The sequence below is a fragment of the Tychonema sp. LEGE 07196 genome (genome assembly GCF_963890365.1).
Classification (GTDB): Bacteria; Cyanobacteriota; Cyanobacteriia; order Cyanobacteriales; family Microcoleaceae; genus Microcoleus.
In genome coordinates, this window is record NZ_CAWPRX010000179.1 from 34,873 (window position 1) to 55,233 (window position 20,361).

Consider the following 20,361-nt stretch of genomic DNA (forward strand, 5'->3'; position numbering starts at 1 on the left):
TTCTTGAACCTATGAAAGACGCTTTAGGCTTTCGCCGCGCGCCAGCGCTAGGAAGCCAAGAAAGAGCACAGAAGAAGTAGTTACTCTGCTAGCAGTCTGAAAAGCCAATTTCGTTTAAGCTATAGAAGCCATTTTCACCGATCAAATTTTATATAAATTTATGTAAATTTATGCTCAAAATTAGAGAAACTGTTTTATTATAAATCTCCAGAAATTAAATTGACAATGTACACAGCAAGCTGTACGATGCTTGTATCCAATCAAGGTGACAGTGAGCTTCTATACAATATGCCTACAATATGCTAATAAGTCGCAGACTGTACACCCAAAAAAACCGTAAATGTTTTTCGATCGCCTCGCTGGCAGTGATACCATATCCGAGTCGTCGCTGGTATTACTTTCCTCAACTTTGTGTGTATAACTGTCCATATCAAGAATATTTGCCCACTCATCGAATTTGTGGAGTTAACCCACTAGATTAATAATAAAATAAATTGACAATTGTTTGATGACCACCCCTAGGACAGCTATCAACTTACTTTTCCTAAATTAAAAATGTAGAAAAGCTTAATTTTAAATTAAACAAGTGTGAAAAAATGCTAGTTTTTCTTAGAATATTTGGTAAACTTATGCAAGTAATAGTAACCGGAAATGAAGGCTATATTGGTTCGCTTTTGGCTCCGCTCTTGATGCAAAAAGGGTACAAAGTTATGGGAATAGATACAGGATTTTATAAATTAGCTTGGCTCTATAATGGCACTCAACAGACTCCTAAAACTCTGAACAAAGATATCCGAAACATCACTAAAGAAGACTTACAAGGAGCAGAAGCTGTCGTACATTTGGCTGAACTATCCAACGATCCAATAGGGGAGCTATGCCCCAATATTAGTTATGATATTAATTATAAAGGTTCAGTTTACTTAGCTAAATTAGCGAAGGCAGCCGGAGTACGTCGCTTTGTCTACCTATCTTCATGCAGTGTTTATGGTCTTACCACTGAAACGGAGATAACAGAAAGTTCTTCTGTTAATCCTCAGACAGTTTATGCCAAATGTAAAACAATGGTTGAGCAAGATATGCAGCTAATGGCTGATGAAAGTTTTTCCCCAACGTTTCTGCGAAGTGCCACAGCTTTTGGTGCTTCTCCCAGGATGCGCTTTGATATTGTTTTAAACAACCTAGCAGGGTTAGCGTGGACGACAAAAGAAATCAGAATGACCAGCAAAGGTACTTCCTGGCGTCCATTAGTTCATGTTCTTGATATTTGCCAAGCAATTGTTTGCACATTAGAAGCACCGCAGGAATGCATTCACAACCAGATTTTTAATGTGGGTAGTACCGATAATAATTATCAAATCAAAACCATTGCTGAACTTGTATCTGAAACCTTCACTGGTTGTAATATAAGTTTTGGTAGCGCAGGCTCCGATAATCGTAACTATCGAGTTTCTTTTGATAAAATTAATCAAAAATTGCCTGGATTTCAATGTGAGTGGAACCCCAGACAGGGGACACAGCAACTTTGGAATCTCTTCACGCAGATTGATCTATCTAAAGAGCTTTTTTTATTTAGAGGCTTTACTCGTCTGAAACAGTTGGAGTATTTGATTCGTACTCAACAAATTGACAAAAATTTTTTTTGGAATTAGTTATGCAATTTACAGAAACCAGTATCAAAGGTGCTTTGATTATTGACTTAGAAGAACGAGCTGATCGAAGAGGCTTTTTTGCTCGGACATTCTGTGCTAATGAATTTGAGGTTCAGGGATTAAACCCAAGAGCTGTACAGTGCAACCTATCTTTCAACCATAAAAAAGGCACGCTGCGGGGTCTGCATTACCAAATTGCTCCAGCGACTGATAACAAAGTAATCCGTTGTATCCAAGGGGCAATCTATGACGTTATCGTTGATCTGCGTCCTGAGTCTCCTACCTATCTGTGCCACATAGGGCTAGAACTGACGGCAACAAATCGGCGAGCATTATACATCCCGGAAATGGTTGCTAACGGCTACCAGGCACTCACAGACGGGGCGGAGGTGATGTTTCAAGTAGGACAATTTTACACACCAGAATGTGAACGAGGTGTGCGTTATGACGACCCTAGGTTAGGTATTAAATGGCCGATAGACGTTACAGAAATTTCTGAAAAAGATACAGCTTGGCAATTTGTGACAGGGTTTTCTGAACCATAGGCTATCATGTTGACAGGTATTGTACAGCAGATAATCTACTGATTGCCGTATAATACAAGAAATTAGTCCCGTATAAAGATACGTTAATCTTAAACTCTCAACTATAGAAAGGTGGTATCAATGATTGAAGAACGGATCGGGTTTTCCGAAAAATATCTGCCAACCACATGGCTAAGGCATATTGAAAACTATTATATTCAAAATCAGACAATAGTTGTCAATTTTGGCAATGAAAAAGCGCAGATTTTAGGGTTAGCAGAAAAATATTTACATCCGAGAACTTCAACTATTCTTAAAGAAGTTACAATCATCAATGGTGACTCTTTACTCCTCATCGAATTAGGAGATAAAACCAATATCGAGACCATAGCTTTAGAACCTGAATGGAATCAACTCGGACAAATCGCTGATTTTCCAATAAATGTGCCATTGTATAAATCTCCCCAATATGACCTAGGAATAGTCAGTTTTGATCCATACTTTGTCACTGGGATGTCTGAGCAACCTGAAGACTACAAGAAAAGAGACTACCTAGTCAAAGTAACTTGGTGGTTTGCTCCAGCCAAAACGAATTGCACAATTCATAAGCATCATACTGAGCCAGAAATTTTAGAAATTCACACTCAAATTTATGGTGTGGGAAGAATGCAAAAATTTCGTGAAAATGACTTCAATACTCTCGATCAAGATGTAATTATGAGTCCCGGTGAAACTCATATTCCTTTTGCTAGTGTAGGAGAGGATGCTCAATTTGTTTATCCGTGGCATCAGTATTATTCTGATACAGACTGCATTTGGATGGCGCATGAATTTCATCCAATTTAGTTGAATAGGATAGCGGATATGTCTATGGACATCTCCAAAAACTAGGGGCTTTGATATATCAGGCTTATAGAACCTTTTTTCGCTTGGAACCTTGAACTTAGGTTAAACTAAACATAAAGATTAAAATCGCGTCTCTCGCCGGCGCTTCTGTTGACTCAGCCATGACCGCAAAAACCACAGTACAATTCCAAGATAGTTTCGACATCATCGTAGTTGGTGGCGGACACTCCGGCTGCGAAGCCGCCCTCGCCACATCTCGCCTCGGCTGTCGCACGCTTTTACTCACCCTCAACCTCGACAAAATTGCGTGGCAACCCTGCAATCCGGCTGTGGGCGGGCCCGCGAAAACTCAACTTACTAACGAAGTGGATGCCTTGGGCGGGGAAATCGGTAAAATGGCCGATCGCACTTACCTGCAAAAGCGCGTCCTCAACGCTTCCAGAGGCCCCGCAGTTTGGGCTCTCAGAGCACAGACAGACAAGCGGGAATACGCCGCCGTGATGAACAATATTGTCGAAAATCAAGAGAACTTGACCGTCCGCGAAGCGATGGTTACAGACTTAGTTTTAGGCAAGAATGAAGAAATTATCGGCGTTGAAACATACTTCGGCGTTGCCTTTGAATGCAAAGCCGTAATTCTCACCACAGGAACTTTTTTAGGTGGCACAATTTGGGTGGGCAATAAGTCGATGCCGGCCGGACGCGCCGGAGAATTTGCCGCCGTCGGCTTAACAGAAACTCTCAACCGTTTGGGCTTTGAAACTGGACGATTGAAAACAGGAACTCCGGCAAGAGTTGACAAGCGGACTCTCGATTACACCAACATGGAACCGCAGCCGGGAGATGCAGAAGTTCGTTGGTTTAGTTTCGATCCTGAAGTTTGGGTGGAACGGGAACAAATGCCTTGTTATCTAACTCGAACTACGCCAGAAACTCACCAGTTAATTAGAGACAATTTGCACCTTTCTCCGGTTTACGGCGGCTGGGTTGATGCGAAGGGGCCGCGCTATTGTCCGAGTATTGAAGATAAGATTGTCCGGTTTGCGGATAAGGAAAGCCACCAGATTTTTATTGAACCGGAAGGTAGGGATATTCCTGAACTTTATATCCAAGGTTTTTCGACTGGTTTACCGGAAAGTTTGCAATTGCAAATGCTGCGGACTCTGCCTGGTTTGGAAAAGTGCGAGATGATGCGCCCTGCTTATGCTGTGGAGTACGATTATTTGCCGGCAACTCAGTGCTTTCCAACGCTGATGACTAAGAAGATTGAAGGGCTGTTTTGCGCGGGTCAGGTGAACGGTACGACTGGCTATGAGGAGGCGGCGGCACAGGGGATTGTGGCGGGGATTAATGCGGCTAGATTTGCGAAAAATCAGGAGATGATTGTGTTTCCTCGGGAGCAAAGTTATATCGGGACTTTGATCGATGATTTGTGTACGAAGGATTTGCGGGAACCTTACCGGATGCTGACTTCGCGATCGGAATATCGGTTATTATTGCGATCGGACAATGCGGATCAACGCTTGACTCCGCTCGGACGAGAAATCGGTTTAATTTGCGATCGCCGTTGGGAGTTATTTGAGCGCAAACAAGCTAATATTATCGCGGAAAAAGCCCGTTTGTACTCGACTCGCGTCAAAGAACACGAAGAGCTTGGGAAGAAAATTTTGGCCGATACTCAACAAGCGATTAAAGGTTCAATTACTCTCGCTGATTTGCTGCGCCGTCCCGGTTTTCATTATGTCGATTTGGAACGTTACAATCTCGGTGATTCCAGTCTAGAATTAGCCGAGAAAAATGCTGTAGAAATTGACCTCAAATATTCCGGTTATTTGCAAAGACAGCAAAATCAAATTGATGACATTGCCAAACACGAACGCCGCCAATTGCCGGGAGATTTGGATTATATGGCAATTACAACTCTCTCGAAGGAGTCGCGGGAAAAGTTGACTAAAATCAGGCCGCTGACTGTTGGCCAAGCTGCGAGAATTGGTGGGGTTAATCCGGCTGATGTTAATGCTTTGTTGATTTTTTTGGAAGTACGCAACCGTCAGCAGCCGGCTGCTGTGGGAAATTGAATTAATAAAACCCAAAAATTGCTCGGCTTTGTCTTAATTGTTGGTTAAATTGTACGCAATTTAGGCAGGGAAACGGCGCTGGGTTCTTTTCTTGAGCGTGCAAGCGTCCCCGATCGCGTATTGTACTCGCGATCGGGGACAGCACTATAAATGCACAACTGAGATGCTCCCAGGAGGTTTTATTGGCGAGTTGAATTTAATCCATCTACCCGAAGCAGAAACAAGTGGTTAGATATGGTAAAATATGACCGATCTTGATTAAGCTAATACACCAAAATTGGTCATGAACTATGATGAGATCGCTGGCTTGTGTCAGCAGCTTGGATACAGGGAGAAGTTGCGTTTAGCTCAAATGCTGATCCAGCTAGCCAGAAAAGAAGAGGAAAGTCAAAACCCCCAACATCGAATTGCAGGGAATTGGAAAGAATCCTCACCAAGTCAAAATAACTCTGATATAATTCAATATGTTTTTGAAAGGATTATCAAGTTAAAGCCAACCAGAAGAAGTACCCTTCAGAATTCTATCGATGCTATGTTTCAGTTTCAAGGTGGTATTTCTGAGGTTGAACAAGAAAGAATTATCGTGGAACTTCAACAGTTACAATACATACGCATTGATGAAAATAATAAAGTGACGTATTTAAAGAAAAATCCGTGACTGTTTGACGATCGAAAACTGAATAACTTAACCACTTCCTACACTCCTCTCTCGTGTAAGTGGCCAGATAGAAGGAGGTAAAGCCTCTGGCTCTGCATTACCAGGCAGAGTCTGGTAATATAAATTCTGGTTGCACTCCTGGTGATGTTAACTGTTAACAGTCAACAGTCAACAGTCAACAGTCAACGCCTGAATTTACTATTCCGATGAAGAGAGGATTTGATATAGCGAGCAATCAAGATTCGTGACAGCCGGAAAAATTCGTGAAAAACCCGGTTCCTTGGGTTTTCGCCTCGCGCGGCGCAGTCAGAAACCGGGTTTTTTGTTAGCATCGGGAGGAACGATCGCCCCGACACAGGAAAACACTATCAATCTACTTTAAAAGCGGATAATACAGTTCTCCTGTTGAGTTGATATAACCCGCGCGATCGCCCGCCAAATTTCCGGTTCCCATAAATACATCAACTCTCCCCGCGCCTTTAATTGCACCGCCGGTATCCTGATCCAAAACATACCGATTCACGGCATTTTGTTCGAGTTTTCCCGCCGCATTGGGATAAGGCAATTTGGTGCTAATTAATGCTAGCGCGCCGGGGGGCATTAAAGCTTTATCTGTGGCGATCGACCTTTCGGCAGTTACCGGCACTCCGATGCTGCCCGTCGGCAGTGCTCCGTTAGTGTCCCGGAAGAACACAAAGCTTTGATTTTTCGGCAAATACTTGTCCATCTCTGCCGGAAAACTGGTGAAATATGCGGTTAGTTTCGGCAATGTTAACTCCTCTAAAGTAAACTTGCCGTCCTTAACTAATTCTCGCCCTACTCCTGTATAATTGCGACTGGTTTTACCTGCGAAACCGACTGTCATCTCGCCGCCTTCTGCTAGCTGCAATCTTGCGGAACCTTGGACTTGCACGAGAAATGCTTGGAATCGATCGCGCAACCAAACTAATTCTAATCCGCGCAGCAATCCTTTGCTTCCCTGCAAAGCATCTGCACCTTCCAATTCCAATCTAGTCGGGTGAGGTTTCGACCAAGAACCGAGGTTTGGCGGCACTCGGTACAGGGGATAACGGTATTCGGAATTAGGCGTGCGAGATGCTGCATAAGTCGGCTCGAAATAACCGGTAAATGCCACTGTTCCTTTGCCGTCTTTGCCGATCGATTTGTAAAAAACAAATTCTCGCTTGACAGATTCTTGGAGTTGTGCGGGTGTAGTGGAACTGACTACTAATTGGCGGAATCGATCGAGGGAACGGCGGACTCGATCGCGCGTAATTCCCGAAACTGGATAGCGGCTGTAAGCACTTGCAGCGGCTGATGTATTGAGATAGCGGAGGCTGTTGTCGATCGACTTTAACAGCAATTGGCGATCGCCCGGTTGGCCATTTTCGCCCCAGATTTGGGTGTCAAGCCCGATCGACTCCAACTCGGTCGCCTGCAATTGATTTATACTAACTGGTTGCAGCGACGGAACTGCAACGGCGGGCACCGAAAAAGCGATCGCCAAAATACAACACGCGATCGTCAATAATTGATAGCGAACAATCTTGATCAATTTCCAATTTTCCCCAATCATTTAATAATTTTGCTTATTCCTCGTATCGTTCGATACTAGAACTAAATAGCGGTTCTACCCGAATTCCGAGAATGCTGCTAGGCCGAATTACCATGTATTCGCCTTGAATATTTTTGATCGGGACATTGACAAATTCTGACGAATCTTGTTTGGGAACCAGAGTTTTATACCACTGTTGAAAATCTTGCAGGGTTGCAAAACGGATTTCTTCGCGGTGGCCGCCCTCAAGCAGCAGGTGCACTGAATATTCGCTAGGAGTTCTAGGCATATCTGTGTTTGAGATTTTGGATTTCAAGCTTTGGGAACGATTTTATATTTTACCTCTTACTCGGCGCATTCCCCGATCTAAGCAGATTCGATGGAGCCAGAGGAGAGGGCTGGCGGCGGCTTCGGGCCTTCGGTTGCGCGGTACAAGTCGCGGGCGAGGGTAGAGAGATGGCAAACTGGTAGGGTGCGCGCCCGCATACCGATTGACTGTGTACCCGGAGAGTGATAGCGGTGCGCCCGCACACCCTACTAGCATCGGTGAAATTTGTAGGCTGCGCCGATTAAGGTATCAGCAAAATTTAATAATTCAGGACGCATTGCACACCAAAACCTGGTTTCTGACTAGCCCTGCTGGCGCAACTCGCGCGATCGATCTCGCACCAGAAACCGATTGTGTATTTTAGAACACGATTCGACCGCAACACTTAAAATAGTCTGGATTTAGCGATCGACTGCACCATTTTCCCATCAATATTTCTCGTTAGCTGGCAGTATCTGCCAACCGCAGTCGCGAGGTTCCGCTTCCAAAATGCTGATAATGGTGCACAATTTCAAATTAACAACAAAACTTGCGCTGTTTTGAGTAAGCTTTTGGTGGAACAGCTCAAAAAGCCTGTTTCTAAGAGCGATGCAAAATATCAAATGTATCCTCAATCTCGTCCAATTACCAATTACGAACCTATGCCCCGTCGCCAAGACTTAAAAAAGATTCTTCTCATTGGTTCCGGCCCAATTGTCATTGGCCAAGCGTGCGAATTTGACTATTCGGGGACGCAAGCTTGCAAAGCTTTGCGAGAAGAAGGTTATGAAGTAGTGTTGGTGAATTCCAACCCGGCCACAATTATGACCGATCCCGAAACGGCCGATCGCATTTACATCGAACCTCTAACCCCAGCCATCCTCGAACAAATCATCGCCCAAGAAAAACCCCAAGCAATTTTACCGACAATGGGCGGTCAAACGGCGCTGAATTTAGCCGTTGCCGTCGCTAAAAATGGGGTTTTGGAAAAATACAACGTCGAGTTAATTGGTGCTAAATTGCCAGCCATTGAAATGGCAGAAGACAGGCTGTTATTTAAGGAAGCGATGGCGCGAATCGGTGTCGCAGTTTGTCCTTCGGGAATTGCCAACAATCTCGACGAAGCCAAAGCAATCGGCCACCAAATCGGTAGTTATCCGTTAATTATCCGTCCGGCTTTTACAATGGGCGGCACGGGAGGCGGCATTTCTTACAATCAAGAAGAGTTTGAAGAAATGGCCCAAGGCGGTATTGATGCGAGTCCCGTGTCGCAAATTTTGATCGAACAATCTTTGATCGGTTGGAAAGAGTACGAACTGGAAGTGATGCGGGATTTGGCAGATAATGTAGTGATTATTTGTTCGATCGAAAATCTCGACCCGATGGGCGTTCACACTGGCGATTCAATCACCGTCGCACCGGCTCAAACTCTCACCGACAAAGAATATCAGCGCCTGCGGGATGCTTCGATTAAAATTATCCGCGAAATCGGAGTTGAAACGGGCGGTTCTAACATTCAATTTGCCGTTAATCCAGTCAACGGAGATTTCATCGTCATTGAAATGAACCCCAGGGTTTCCCGTTCCTCCGCCTTGGCCTCAAAAGCCACCGGTTTCCCGATCGCCAAAATGGCGGCAAAATTAGCGGTAGGTTACACCCTAGACGAAATTTCCAACGATATTACCAAGAAAACTCCCGCGTCTTTTGAGCCGACAATTGACTACGTAGTGACGAAAATTCCCCGATTTGCTTTTGAAAAATTCCCCGGTTCGGAACCGACTCTGACAACGCAAATGAAGTCAGTGGGAGAGGTAATGGCGATCGGTCGCAGCTTCAACGAATCCTTCCAAAAAGCGCTGCGGGGACTAGAAACCGGCCGCGCAGGCTTCGGGTGCGACAAACCGGAAAAATTGCCGAGTTTGGAACAAATTCGCGCCGGATTGCGGACACCAAATCCCGATCGCATTTTTACAGTTCGCCACGCGATGATGATGGGAATGTCGGTGGAAGATATCTTTGAACTCACAGCAATCGATCCCTGGTTTTTGGATAAAATGCAGGAATTGTTGGAAGCAGAGAAGTTCTTGAAACGAACAACGCTCAAGCAGTTGACAAAAGAGACAATGTTTGAAGTAAAGCAGTTGGGATTTAGCGATCGCCAAATTGCTTACGCCACCAAAACATCGGAAGATCAAGTCCGCGCCTACCGCAAAGAATTGGGCGTAGTGCCGATTTACAAAACAGTCGATACCTGCGCCGCTGAATTTGAAGCATTCACACCTTATTACTATTCCACCTACGAAGCAGGAGCGGCAATTTGGGAACAGGGCGATGAAGAAAAGAAAATTTCGCCTGTCGGTCACAGTCTCGCACCGGAGTCGGAAGTTTTGCCTTCTACTAAGCGCAAAGTGATGATTTTAGGCGGCGGGCCGAACCGCATCGGACAGGGAATTGAGTTTGATTACTGTTGCTGTCACGCTGCTTATTCCCTAGGCGAGGACGGGTTTGAGACAATTATGGTCAACTCGAACCCTGAGACAGTTTCTACAGATTACGATACGAGCGATCGCCTGTATTTTGAACCGCTAACTAAAGAGGATGTTCTTAATATTATTGAGGCGGAAAATCCCGAAGGAGTAATCATTCAATTTGGCGGACAAACGCCGTTAAAATTGGCAATTCCTTTACAAAAAGCTCTTGAAAATCATCCCGACGTACAAACAAAAATCTGGGGAACTTCGCCGGATTCCATCGATACTGCTGAAGATAGGGAGCGATTTGAAAAAATTCTGCGACAGTTGGATATTCAGCAAGCCGCTAACGGTTTGGCGCGCAGTTTTGAGGATGCTTTAATGGTAGCTCAACGCATCGGTTATCCGGTGGTGGTGCGGCCTAGTTACGTGTTGGGCGGGCGAGCAATGGAAATTGTTTATTCCGATACGGAATTGGAACGTTACATGACCTACGCGGTGCTGGTAGAACCGGAGCATCCGATTTTAATTGACAAGTTCTTGGAAAATGCGATCGAGGTCGATGTAGATGCGATCGCCGATATGACCGGCAATGTCACGATCGGCGGTATTATGGAACACATCGAAGAAGCGGGAATCCACTCCGGCGACTCGGCTTGTTCCATCCCTTACCAAACCCTTTCTAAAAAAGCGGTAGAAACAATTCGCCGCCAGACTGTGGAACTAGCAAAAGCCCTGAAAGTGATCGGGTTGATGAACATTCAATTTGCTGTCCAAGGCGAAGAAGTTTTCATTTTAGAAGCTAATCCACGGGCTTCTCGCACAGTACCTTTTGTGTCAAAAGCGATCGGAGTTCCCCTAGCAAAAATCGCATCGCGAGTCATGTCGGGCCAAACTCTAGAAGCTTTAGGTTTTACTAAAGAGATCGTACCAATTCACGTTTCTGTGAAAGAGGCCGTGCTACCGTTTGCTAAGTTTCCGGGAACTGATACTTTGTTAGGGCCAGAAATGCGATCGACTGGCGAAGTCATGGGGATTGACACAGATTTTGGCAAAGCATATGCCAAAGCTCAACTCGGTGCGGGACAAGTGATGCCGTTATTCGGAGTCGTGCTGGTTTCAATGTGCGATCGCGATAAACTAGCAGTGGTACCGGTTGTGAAGGAATTCTTAGAATTAGGTTTCAAAGTAGTAGCAACTCACGGAACGCGCAAAGTTTTGCGAGAGCAAGGTTTAGATGTATATTTGGAATTGAAACTGCACGAAGGGCGGCCAAATTTGTTGGATTCGATCAAAAATGAAAAAATCCAACTAATTATCACCACACCTTCCGGCGAAGAATCCCGCGCCGACGGAACCTTTATCCGCCGCACAGCTTTGAGTTACAAAATCCCGATTATTACCACAATCGCCGGTGCCAAAGCCACAGCAGCGGGAATTCGATCGCTCAAATCCAACCCGATGAAAGTGAAAGCAATTCAAGACTATTACCCGCAAGCGTAGAGTTATTTTAGGGCGCGAAACACTGTTCGATCGTTAGGCCATCGATCTCCCTGGCGCCCCCTTCTTAAGGGGAGACAAGAAATGCTCAAATTCTCTCTGATTGAAGGGGAGATAGGAAAGGCTCAAATTCCCCCTTTTTAAGGGGGATTTAGGAGGATCGAGACTTTGCTATAAATTTAGTGTAATTATGGGCGCACCCACAAACAGCGCACTACCAAAACCTAATCTGAATGAGAATCTAAAGCACCGCTAGACACCATCAACTTCGGCCAAACCAACAAGAAAAACCCCATCCAAGCCAATAAAGGAATCGCGACTAAAACAGTTATCCAAACAGTTTTTAACACAAACCAACTACCGCCAATCAGACTCGTGCCAGTCAAAAGAATCGACCAAGGCTGACACCACCAAGGTTTGTAGTCCCAAGCACTAATAGCTTTTTTTTCAGAAACAGATTTCATATTTTCAGTAATTTTGTATAGATTGGCGATCGGGCTATCTAGAGAAAACAAATTTAAACGTTCATCACCTCTTCTGCTGTCAGCGTTAATTCAGGAAAAGTTCGCGATACAATTCGTTCGTTGCCTTTGAACGCGCTTCTTTGATAGTTGCCCTCTGCATCCAAAAGATGAACAAATATAGTTGGAACTTTGGGATTTCCCAGAAATTCCCTGCTACCAATTGCTAAGTAATCGACAATCCAATACTCAGGAATTCCGAGGCGCTGGTACTCGTCCAGTTTGTCGATATAATCGTCATCCCAATTTGTTGATGTTACCTCGACTGCCAATTGAATTGGTTCTCGCAACGCAGCATAAGCAGAACGGTTAGATCGCCATAAATCGCGATCGATGACGCTGACATCCGGTCTCCGCGCTTGTTCAACGCCGGCTTTAGTTACAGTTCTGATAGCTGTTTTGTTATTCACTACATAATTTAAGCTCAGGTTTTTGATTTGAGCGTGAAAAGAGTCAAAGATGCAGTCAGCAACATCAATATGATTTATGGTTGAAATTATTTCGACAATTTCTCCGTTCACCAGTTCGTAGAGTCCATCTTCTGGACATTCTACAAGGAATTGGTCAAAGGTTAATTTTTGCGTGACTGTTGCAATCATAAGATTTGTCCTTATTTTGCAGTAATACTATTAGTCTACATTACCACAGGCAGGAATGAATTTGTTTTTTTGACCGCAGATATCCAATTCTACAATCAAAAATATACAATCAAAAATCTCAAATCGATTCAGGTAAATGGTAAAATACGATCGCCAGCCGGCAGATTGAGTTAAATATGTCACCTACTGGCTAGGGTAGAAAGTAACAAACCTAGAAATCAAGCCACTCCAAGGTCAACCCCGAACCATGAGACTAGACGAAGCCGTTGAATTTGCCGAAAATCCAGAGCCGCGCTGTCCCTGCGTTTTGCTGCTGGACACCTCCGGCTCCATGCAAGGCGCAGCCATAGATGCCTTGAATGAGGGGCTGGAAGTTTTTAGGAATGACCTAATTAAAGACGAACTAGCTAAAAAGCGAGTCGAAGTCGCGATTATTTCCTTTGACAATAATATCAAAGTCGTGCAAGACTTCGTGACCGCCGACCAGTTCGAGACACCGCTGCTGACAGCCCAAGGACAAACCCACATGGGCGCGGGCATTCAGCTCGCACTAGATACCATTGCCGCCCGCAAATCCGAATACCGCAACAACGGCATCACTTACTACCGCCCGTGGGTATTTATGATTACCGACGGCGAACCTCAAGGCGAATCAGATGATGTTGTGGAAATAGCAGCACAGCGAATTAAAGAGGAAGAAACGAACAAGCGCGTGGCATTTTTTGCTGTCGGAGTCGAAGGTGCTAATATCTCCCGTCTCGCAGAAATTGTCGATCGCACTCCTGTAAAATTGAAAGGATTAGACTTTCGAGAGATGTTCATTTGGCTCTCGGCTAGTATGCAGAGAGTTTCTCACTCAAAAATTGACGAACAAGTAGCACTGCCGCCGCCCGGATGGGGAACTGTTTAGTTAGTTAGTTAGTTGTTAGTTGTTAGTTGTTGGTTGTTAGTTGTTGGTTGTTGGTTGTTATTAATAAGAATGGAACCTTAATAACTGTCTCTACAAAATAAACATAAACTAATAATTGATGATAGAGATTGTAAAGCAGAGACCAGAACTAAGGATTTTTCTTGATTCCTTTAGGGAATAGTTCAATCTAAGTTGTTTCTTGAGTCTCATAAGTAAAGACCAACAACCAATAACCAATAACCAATAACCAATAACCAATAACCAATAACCAATAACCAACAACCAATAACTAACAACCAATAACTGTTGACTAATGACTGTTGACTAATGACCACAGACTAATAACTAATGACTGATGACTAACGAATCTGAACTATTGAGTAATTGGCAAGTTGTAGCGGCATCCGTGACGGGTACTAGCCACGAAAAACGATCGCAGCCCTGTCAAGATGCCCACTGCTGGCGCGTCTTGGCCAACGGTGTTTTGGTAGCAGCAGTTGCTGACGGCGCGGGCTCGGCTGCACTGGCAGAAGTTGGGGCAAAAATTGCTGTAGAAGCGGTTGTCGAAATGATTTGTCAACAGGATTTGCAGCCTGAGAATGACGGTGAATGGCAGGTGTTTTTGACAGCATCGCTGCAAGTCGCGCGGGCGCAGGTGGAAGCAGAAGCGGCTGTGCGGGAAGTGCCGGCGAGGGATTTGGCTTGCACTTTAATTGCGGTTGTGGCGACACCGGAATTAATCGCAGTTGCTCAAATTGGTGATGGTGCGGCGGTTGCGGGTGACAGTGAGGGAAATGCGATCGCCCTTACTGTACCCCCCTGCGGCGAATATATCAACGAAACCATCTTTTTGGTTTCGCCAAATGCGATCGAAACAGCGCAATTTCAGGTAATGCGGCAACCGCTGCGGCACTTGGCTGTGTTTTCCGACGGCTTGCAAATGCTAGCTCTCAAAATCCCCGAAGGTACGCCCCACAAGCCATTTTTTACGCCGTTGTTTCGGTTTTCGGGCGAAGCGAAAGAAGAGGAAGATGCGAAACAGCAGTTAGAGTCTTTTTTGCGATCGCCCAGAGTTTCCCAACGCACCGACGATGACTTAACATTATTGTTAGCAACTTTTTCGAGCAATGTCTAATCTGTTCAAATTTACTTTTAAAAGTTGGATAAAAAATTATGAATGCTCAAGGAATTAGTGCCAGAAACTTGTTACGAGAAACATTTGCCGCTATGGGAACTCTATACGCTCCCCTATTGATAATCTATTCTCCCAGTTTGATATTTTTTGTCGCGTTCAATAGTTTGGGTGGCCTACAAAATTCAACAGGTGTTGCTTTATATACTATCTACTCGTTTGTGGTCATTCCTTTCTTGTCGGGAGCCATGATTTTCTACACTTACCGAAGTTTTGCTCGAAATCAAGTAACTGTTGGTCAAGCTTTCAATCAAGCAAGCAGAAGATTCCTGCACCTGATTTTGGTTAATATTCTGTTGGCGCTGCTGGTGTCAGCAGGCTTTATTGCATTAATAATTCCTGGAATTTATGTATCGTGTCGCTTAATATTTTCATCCTACGCTACCGTCATTGATAACTCTTCGGCGCTGGACAGTATTAGTAGCAGTTGGAATTTAACTAAAGGGCATTGGTGGTTGGTATGTCGAGCGATTTTTCTGATAACTTTTGTCGTTTTTGTGCCAACCATATTGATTTCTGGATTAATCGGTTCAATATTGGGGAATTTGCTAGCATCTCAGCTTGTGGGTCAGGTACTCGGATTGATAGCCGGAGTGTTGATAAATGTTTATGTGATTTTATTGTACAAGGCTCTGCGGAAATCGGCAGGAACTATTTAATAGACATCTCCTCAAAGAAAGTTAAAGGATGCAGGATACCTGCGCCACCAACGATTGTTGGAGATGTTTAACGATCGGCGAAAATTGGGTGCGGTTCTATAATAAAATCGAGGTGTCAACAATTCTGGTTTAATCTGTACAGTAGGTCGTCACTTGCAAGCACAAGATATTAAGGATAAGCTCAACTCCCTAATTAGCGCAGCAGATCGAATAGATCCGAGTTTGGCGAGAAGATTGGAGGAAATCAATCGCTGGGTAAAGGATCTTAAACCCGGTTCGCTAACTGCTAAGAAATTTGTGATGGCTTTTTTGCTGCAGCTTATCCGAGATTCTCAGGTTTGGCTGGCGGTTCAATCTCTACCTTCGGAAATAGAAAAACAAGCGGCGTTTGAGTTAATGACTCCGGGAGAAAGGTATTGGTACGGTTATTTATTTCCTAAATGGCTGAACGAAAACGATCGCAAATTACACATCTGGAAACAAAAACTCAAGGCTGGTGAATTCGATCAGGCGGACGATATCGTGATTCGGGCGATCGCATCCCGGATTGTCGAACGCCAAGGCAGTTTTTTGTATCGCTATGTTGCCGATCTTTCTATGGCAACTGATTCGATCGTTAGCAACCGCCAACAGCAGCCCCTCTGCATTCAAGTCACTACTCTTTCTGATGAGTTTTCGGAACAAAAATATCAAAAATGGCAACAGACTCTTCAAGATTGGGGGATTGACAGAGGATTATTTTTAAGTTATGATAGAAACGATGCAAATTTCCTGAACCAGTTAGTTAACATTGCATTATATAATAGTGATAATTTGCCCCCAGGTCGTTACCTGAAGTTCCCGTAAATCTACCAAATCTGCTGCTGAGAATAGTTCGACTCCTAAAAACTCGGTGAAGAAGAAATTTTGAATTGCCTCATATATTCCACAACTCTAGACGGTCAAAATCTAAGCCTCAGTTCGCTTCTCTTGTCCGGGAAGACTGCGCCAAGATTTTTCCTCCCATTTTCTGTTTCTGGGAGGGGTATTCTGCCAGACTGCGGCTGCAGGCATAGCTGTCAATTTAATGTCAAACTTAGTATGGGTCTGCTGTTTGATTATTAGGCCTTGGATCGCCCTGGCCCCTCCAATCTATCGGGGGGACAAGAGTTTTTTATTGCGTCCCCCACTTAAGGGGGATTGAGGGGGATCGAGATTCGGTTATAAACGAAAAATACAAAGGTTTTTAAGCGATTGTTGACATCATGAAGGGCAACAGGCGATCGATACGAATGCTAAGCAACGGAAGATTTACCGCAGCAATCAATAGCGGTAAGGTTCCTAATTTGCACCCTAAGAAAGATAGAGATTTGATTGTATCGCAGTGAAATTGTTGGAAATAAAATCAAATTACATCAAAATCAATACTATGACAGTACAAGGTACAAGCACCGTTGAAAGCAACTTGCAAAAAGTCTTGGAAGAACTGGAAGCAGCCAGGAAAATGCAGGATGATTGGATGGATCGCGGGGTAGATTTTGTTGATTTGTACGTGGAAGATGCAGGCGGTGATTGGTTAGAAAAATGGGATGAATGTGAAAAAGAATTAAAGCAGATAAAAATTCAAAAGGTAGATGTTGAAGCAGTCAAAGCAGCGATCGACCTGCAGGACTTCGGGCAAACCGAACTGCTGGAAATTGCCTTGACTAGCCGCTGGCAGCTAGGCAACAAGTGCGATCGCCAAACAGGGAAAGAGATGAAGCAACAACGGCTGTCACTCCTAGGCGGAGCGATTTTTGATGCTGTTGTTACCGACTACCTGTACCGCACCTATCCCGATCTGAACTGCGATTATATAGCAACGCTAAAAAGTCGTTTAGCAGACCAAAAAAAAATTGCCGAATCAGCACAAAATTTAAAATTGAGCGAATTTGGTCGGCCTGTCGGTAACTGTAAAGAAACAGACAATGGCGAGTACAATATTTTTTTGTCTCAGACTTTTGAGGCATTGTTTGGGGCGATTTACTTAGAGTTCGATCGCAATTTTTACCGTGCGGGTAAATGGTTGATTGAACGATCGGTCGAAACAACCCTCAGCCAGCATATCGACCTAAATCAGCGGCCCGAAAGTGCGCCAGAGAACGAACTAAAACGGCGGGAAATCTTGGGTGCGGCGATTCTAGAGGCGATCGCGATCGACTATCTGTACAACCGCTTTCCCGAACGTAACAGCAGCCAGCTAACTCACTGGAAAAATCTGTTAGCCGCCAAAGAGATTTTCCCCAAAGACTTTAAGGCAAAATTAGGCAGTCATTACTTGGAATTGAACAGCAATTTCTCGCGTACCCGCGACTGGTTGGTGGATAACTTTATCAAAACCGCAGTTGACGAACTAATAGAGGAAACCGACACTCAACCAGAATATCTGATTGACAGTGCCAACCCGGAATCGCTGCCAGAATTTGTCAGCCGGATTGCAGACAAAAAGTGGAGAAATGAATTTTTGAGAGTCGCAGAAATTTTGCAACCTGCTGACGAACTTGTGCTGCTAATGCAAGAAAAAATTGACAGTATGGCAGCTAAAGATCAAACCTTGCAACAGTTGCTAATCTGGGCAAATCAGAAGTCGGTGTCAGTGGAAAATAATTTAAAGAAGGGGGAAATTCGGGCCTTTTATGTAGCCTTGGTTTGTGTCTTAGATTTGACTTTAACTCGCGTCCTCGAACCAAGTCTCGATTTTGATAAATCGAAAGTTTGCAAGTTGCGAAATTGTTTGGCAAAAGCAGGCAAAAATGTAGAATTTGCGGAGTATTTCGGGATGGGAAAACTGGAATTTGACGAGGATTTGACTGGTGTATTGGTGGGGATATTGGGGCTGAATATTGAACCGGAACTCAAACAACTGCTGCAACAATTTCAGCATCAGATGCCAGATTTGCAAAATTGGAAAACGTGGCGGAAAGAGTGCGGCAAAAGTTGGCTGGCAAAATTTAAGAGCGCGATCGGCTACAATTTAGATTTTCGCCCTCAACAAAAAACCTTGCTGAAACAGTATTACTACGCCTACAACTTGCTGGTGGAATGCCTCAACACCGATAATTGTCAGGTGACACCCGCCGTTAAACAAAAAATTGAGGATAAGATGTTATTGTCGGTAGATTTGAAGCTGATTCACGTCTAATTTGCATGGGAGGGGCGGGATGCCAATCCCATGAATCAACGGACGCTTCTGCACCACTACCGTAGGGAGCATCTCAGTTTTGCATTTATAGTGCGAGCGTCCCCGCTCGCGAGCTATAAAAGACTCGCTCTTCGGGGACGCTCGCACTGTCAAAAAAAATGCTTTTTGGAAAACTGAGATGCTCCCATACCGTAAATCTAAAATCTAAAATCTAAAATCTAAAATCGACTAATCCTCTATCCCCTAACGGAATTCTATGCAGTTGCAGCGCCAATTTAGCGGACAACTGATTGCGATCGACAGCAACAGCGCGATCGCCAGCGGCGGTGAAGGTCGCATCTACCCGATCGCCCAAGATCCATCCCTAGTAGCAAAAATCTACCACAAACCGACAGACGAAGACGGCGACAAACTCACAGTCATGTTCAGTATGCCGCCGGATGCGCCGATCGCCGAACCGGGACACGCCTCAATAGCTTGGCCAGTCGATTTGCTGCATACTGTGGGCGGGCGCGAAAAAATCGTCGGTTTTGTGATGCCGCGCGTCAAGAAAGTGATGCCAATACACACTTTCTACACTCCCAAAACCAGGCGCGAACAAAAGCCGCTATTTAGCTATCTTTACCTCCACCGAACTGCCCGAAATCTCGCCTCGGCGGTAAACGCCCTCCACGTCAGGGGTTACGTCATCGGCGACGTGAACGAGTCGAACATTTTGGTGACGGATACGGCTTTGGTAACGCTGGTAGACACCGATTCGTTTCAAGTGCGCGATCCTTATACGGGTTACGTTTATCGGTGTCCCGTGGGGAAGCCGGAGTTTACGCCGCCGGAATTGCAGGGACAGACTTTTCGGGATATTGATCGATCCCCAGAGCACGATTTGTTCGGTTTAGCGGTGCTAATTTTTCAATTGCTGATGGAAGGTACGCACCCGTTTTCGGGGGTTTATCTCGGTAGCGACGAACCGCCGCCTTTGGAAGCGAGAATTCGATCGGGCCATTTCCCCAACGGTACCAAACGGATACCCTACCGCCCGATGCCTGCAGCGCCGCCCTTCGATATGCTGCCGCCCAGGCTGCGGCAGATGTTTATCCGCTGTTTTGAGGAAGGACACCTCAATCCGGCGGCACGCCCGGATGCAAAAACTTGGGTGAATGCGATTCGGGAAGCGGAAGATTCTCTAATTACTTGCAGCAAAAACACTCAGCACAAATACGGAAATCATCTGAGTCGGTGTCCTTGGTGCGATCGGGCAAAACTCCTCAAAGGCCGCGATCCGTTTCCTTCGCGACAAGCAGTCAACAACGGATTGCACTTGCAGCCCGCCAAAACCAAGCGTAAAAAGCCCCAACCCACAGCGCCTGTGAGGGACACCGCACCGCGCCGTCAATACTCCTCAACGGGGCTGCCGCGCCAACTAGGCCAGTACGCAGTGCCACTGTTACCGATGCCGATGTCTTCTCGGAGTCGGACTCCTGCGGCGAGGGCTCCGGTGGGCAATTTGGAGCGTATTGTTCGGGATGCGGCTTGGGGTGGTGTTTGGGGTACTTTGTGTTTGGCGGCGGCTGCGGGGGTTTTTTCGGCTGTGGCCCAGGGCGGCGGCGCGATTTTGGGGGCGATTTTTGTCGGTTCGATTTGGGGAAGTTTTTTTGGGATGATTTGGGGGATTTTTACTTTGCCGCCGAACCAGATTTGGCGGAAGTGGGGAGGGGTTTTGGCTGTTTCT

General features: G+C 45.2%; 18 protein-coding genes. 14 read left to right on the forward strand and 4 right to left on the reverse strand.

Annotated elements, in window-relative coordinates:
- The first annotated feature begins 596 nt into the window (after positions 1–596).
- From AACV78_RS21330 to AACV78_RS21355, 6 genes are all read left to right on the forward strand, one after another.
- Positions 597–1,652 (forward strand): SDR family oxidoreductase, encoded by a 1,056-nt coding sequence (locus AACV78_RS21330; protein WP_228052076.1) that lies wholly within the window; start codon positions 597–599, stop codon positions 1,650–1,652.
- A 2-nt stretch (positions 1,653–1,654) separates the two neighbouring features.
- Positions 1,655–2,197 (forward strand): dTDP-4-dehydrorhamnose 3,5-epimerase, encoded by a 543-nt coding sequence (gene rfbC, locus AACV78_RS21335; protein WP_194009224.1) that lies wholly within the window; start codon positions 1,655–1,657, stop codon positions 2,195–2,197.
- A gap of 120 nt (positions 2,198–2,317) precedes the next feature.
- A complete protein-coding gene (locus tag AACV78_RS21340; protein WP_194009225.1) occupies positions 2,318–3,022 on the forward strand; it encodes a hypothetical protein in 705 nt (234 codons plus the stop codon).
- 161 nt (positions 3,023–3,183) lie between these two features.
- Complete coding sequence (mnmG, locus tag AACV78_RS21345) at positions 3,184–5,100, forward strand: tRNA uridine-5-carboxymethylaminomethyl(34) synthesis enzyme MnmG (protein ID WP_194009226.1); 1,917 nt, start codon at positions 3,184–3,186, stop codon at positions 5,098–5,100.
- A gap of 283 nt (positions 5,101–5,383) precedes the next feature.
- Positions 5,384–5,758, forward strand: a complete 375-nt coding sequence (locus AACV78_RS21350) for a hypothetical protein (protein WP_194009227.1) — start codon at positions 5,384–5,386, stop codon at positions 5,756–5,758.
- Positions 5,759–6,002: 244 nt separating this feature from the next.
- Entirely contained in the window at positions 6,003–6,140 is a 138-nt protein-coding gene (locus AACV78_RS21355; RefSeq protein WP_194009228.1) for a hypothetical protein, read from the forward strand.
- Here the strand turns inward: AACV78_RS21355 and mltA are convergent.
- Both mltA and AACV78_RS21365 read right to left on the reverse strand, forming a co-directional pair.
- Positions 6,132–7,334, reverse strand: coding sequence for a murein transglycosylase A (mltA, locus tag AACV78_RS21360; RefSeq protein ID WP_194009229.1), 1,203 nt, complete (start codon positions 7,332–7,334; stop codon positions 6,132–6,134). The two genes, AACV78_RS21355 and mltA, sit on opposite strands and share 9 nt — an antisense overlap.
- A 13-nt stretch (positions 7,335–7,347) precedes the next feature.
- On the reverse strand, positions 7,348–7,602 hold the full coding sequence (locus tag AACV78_RS21365; protein ID WP_194009230.1) for a hypothetical protein: 255 nt from the start codon (positions 7,600–7,602) through the stop codon (positions 7,348–7,350).
- A 90-nt stretch (positions 7,603–7,692) separates the two neighbouring features.
- Between AACV78_RS21365 and AACV78_RS21370 the strand changes: the two genes are divergently transcribed.
- Together AACV78_RS21370 and carB are read left to right on the forward strand one after the other, a co-directional pair.
- Complete coding sequence (locus tag AACV78_RS21370) at positions 7,693–7,827, forward strand: hypothetical protein (protein WP_255513783.1); 135 nt, start codon at positions 7,693–7,695, stop codon at positions 7,825–7,827.
- A 455-nt stretch (positions 7,828–8,282) separates the two neighbouring features.
- Entirely contained in the window at positions 8,283–11,594 is a 3,312-nt protein-coding gene (carB, locus tag AACV78_RS21375) for a carbamoyl-phosphate synthase large subunit (RefSeq protein WP_194009244.1), read from the forward strand.
- Between the two features lie 221 nt (positions 11,595–11,815).
- On the opposite strand, the gene AACV78_RS21380 is transcribed toward carB, so the two are convergent.
- Both AACV78_RS21380 and AACV78_RS21385 read right to left on the reverse strand, forming a co-directional pair.
- Positions 11,816–12,055, reverse strand: coding sequence for a DUF6737 family protein (locus AACV78_RS21380; protein ID WP_194009231.1), 240 nt, complete (start codon positions 12,053–12,055; stop codon positions 11,816–11,818).
- A 53-nt stretch (positions 12,056–12,108) separates the two neighbouring features.
- Positions 12,109–12,711 (reverse strand): Uma2 family endonuclease, encoded by a 603-nt coding sequence (locus tag AACV78_RS21385; protein WP_194009232.1) that lies wholly within the window; start codon positions 12,709–12,711, stop codon positions 12,109–12,111.
- A gap of 247 nt (positions 12,712–12,958) precedes the next feature.
- Here AACV78_RS21385 and AACV78_RS21390 point away from each other — a divergent pair, with 247 nt between their 5' ends.
- The 6 genes from AACV78_RS21390 to AACV78_RS21415 form a co-directional block, all read left to right on the forward strand.
- Positions 12,959–13,621 (forward strand): vWA domain-containing protein, encoded by a 663-nt coding sequence (locus AACV78_RS21390; RefSeq protein WP_194009233.1) that lies wholly within the window; start codon positions 12,959–12,961, stop codon positions 13,619–13,621.
- 355 nt (positions 13,622–13,976) lie between these two features.
- Positions 13,977–14,756: a PP2C family serine/threonine-protein phosphatase gene (locus tag AACV78_RS21395; RefSeq protein WP_194009234.1), complete on the forward strand. Its 780-nt coding sequence runs from the start codon at positions 13,977–13,979 to the stop codon at positions 14,754–14,756.
- Positions 14,757–14,794: 38 nt separating this feature from the next.
- Entirely contained in the window at positions 14,795–15,472 is a 678-nt protein-coding gene (locus tag AACV78_RS21400; RefSeq protein WP_194009235.1) for a hypothetical protein, read from the forward strand.
- A 153-nt stretch (positions 15,473–15,625) separates the two neighbouring features.
- The gene (locus AACV78_RS21405; protein ID WP_194009236.1) at positions 15,626–16,318 is read left to right on the forward strand and encodes a hypothetical protein; all 693 of its coding nucleotides are present in this window, start codon (positions 15,626–15,628) and stop codon (positions 16,316–16,318) included.
- Positions 16,319–16,880: 562 nt separating this feature from the next.
- Complete coding sequence (locus AACV78_RS21410; RefSeq protein ID WP_194009237.1) at positions 16,881–18,632, forward strand: NACHT C-terminal helical domain 2-containing protein; 1,752 nt, start codon at positions 16,881–16,883, stop codon at positions 18,630–18,632.
- A 256-nt stretch (positions 18,633–18,888) separates the two neighbouring features.
- A partial coding sequence (locus AACV78_RS21415; RefSeq protein WP_194074330.1) for a helix-hairpin-helix domain-containing protein occupies positions 18,889–20,361 on the forward strand: 1,473 nt, incomplete at its 3' end.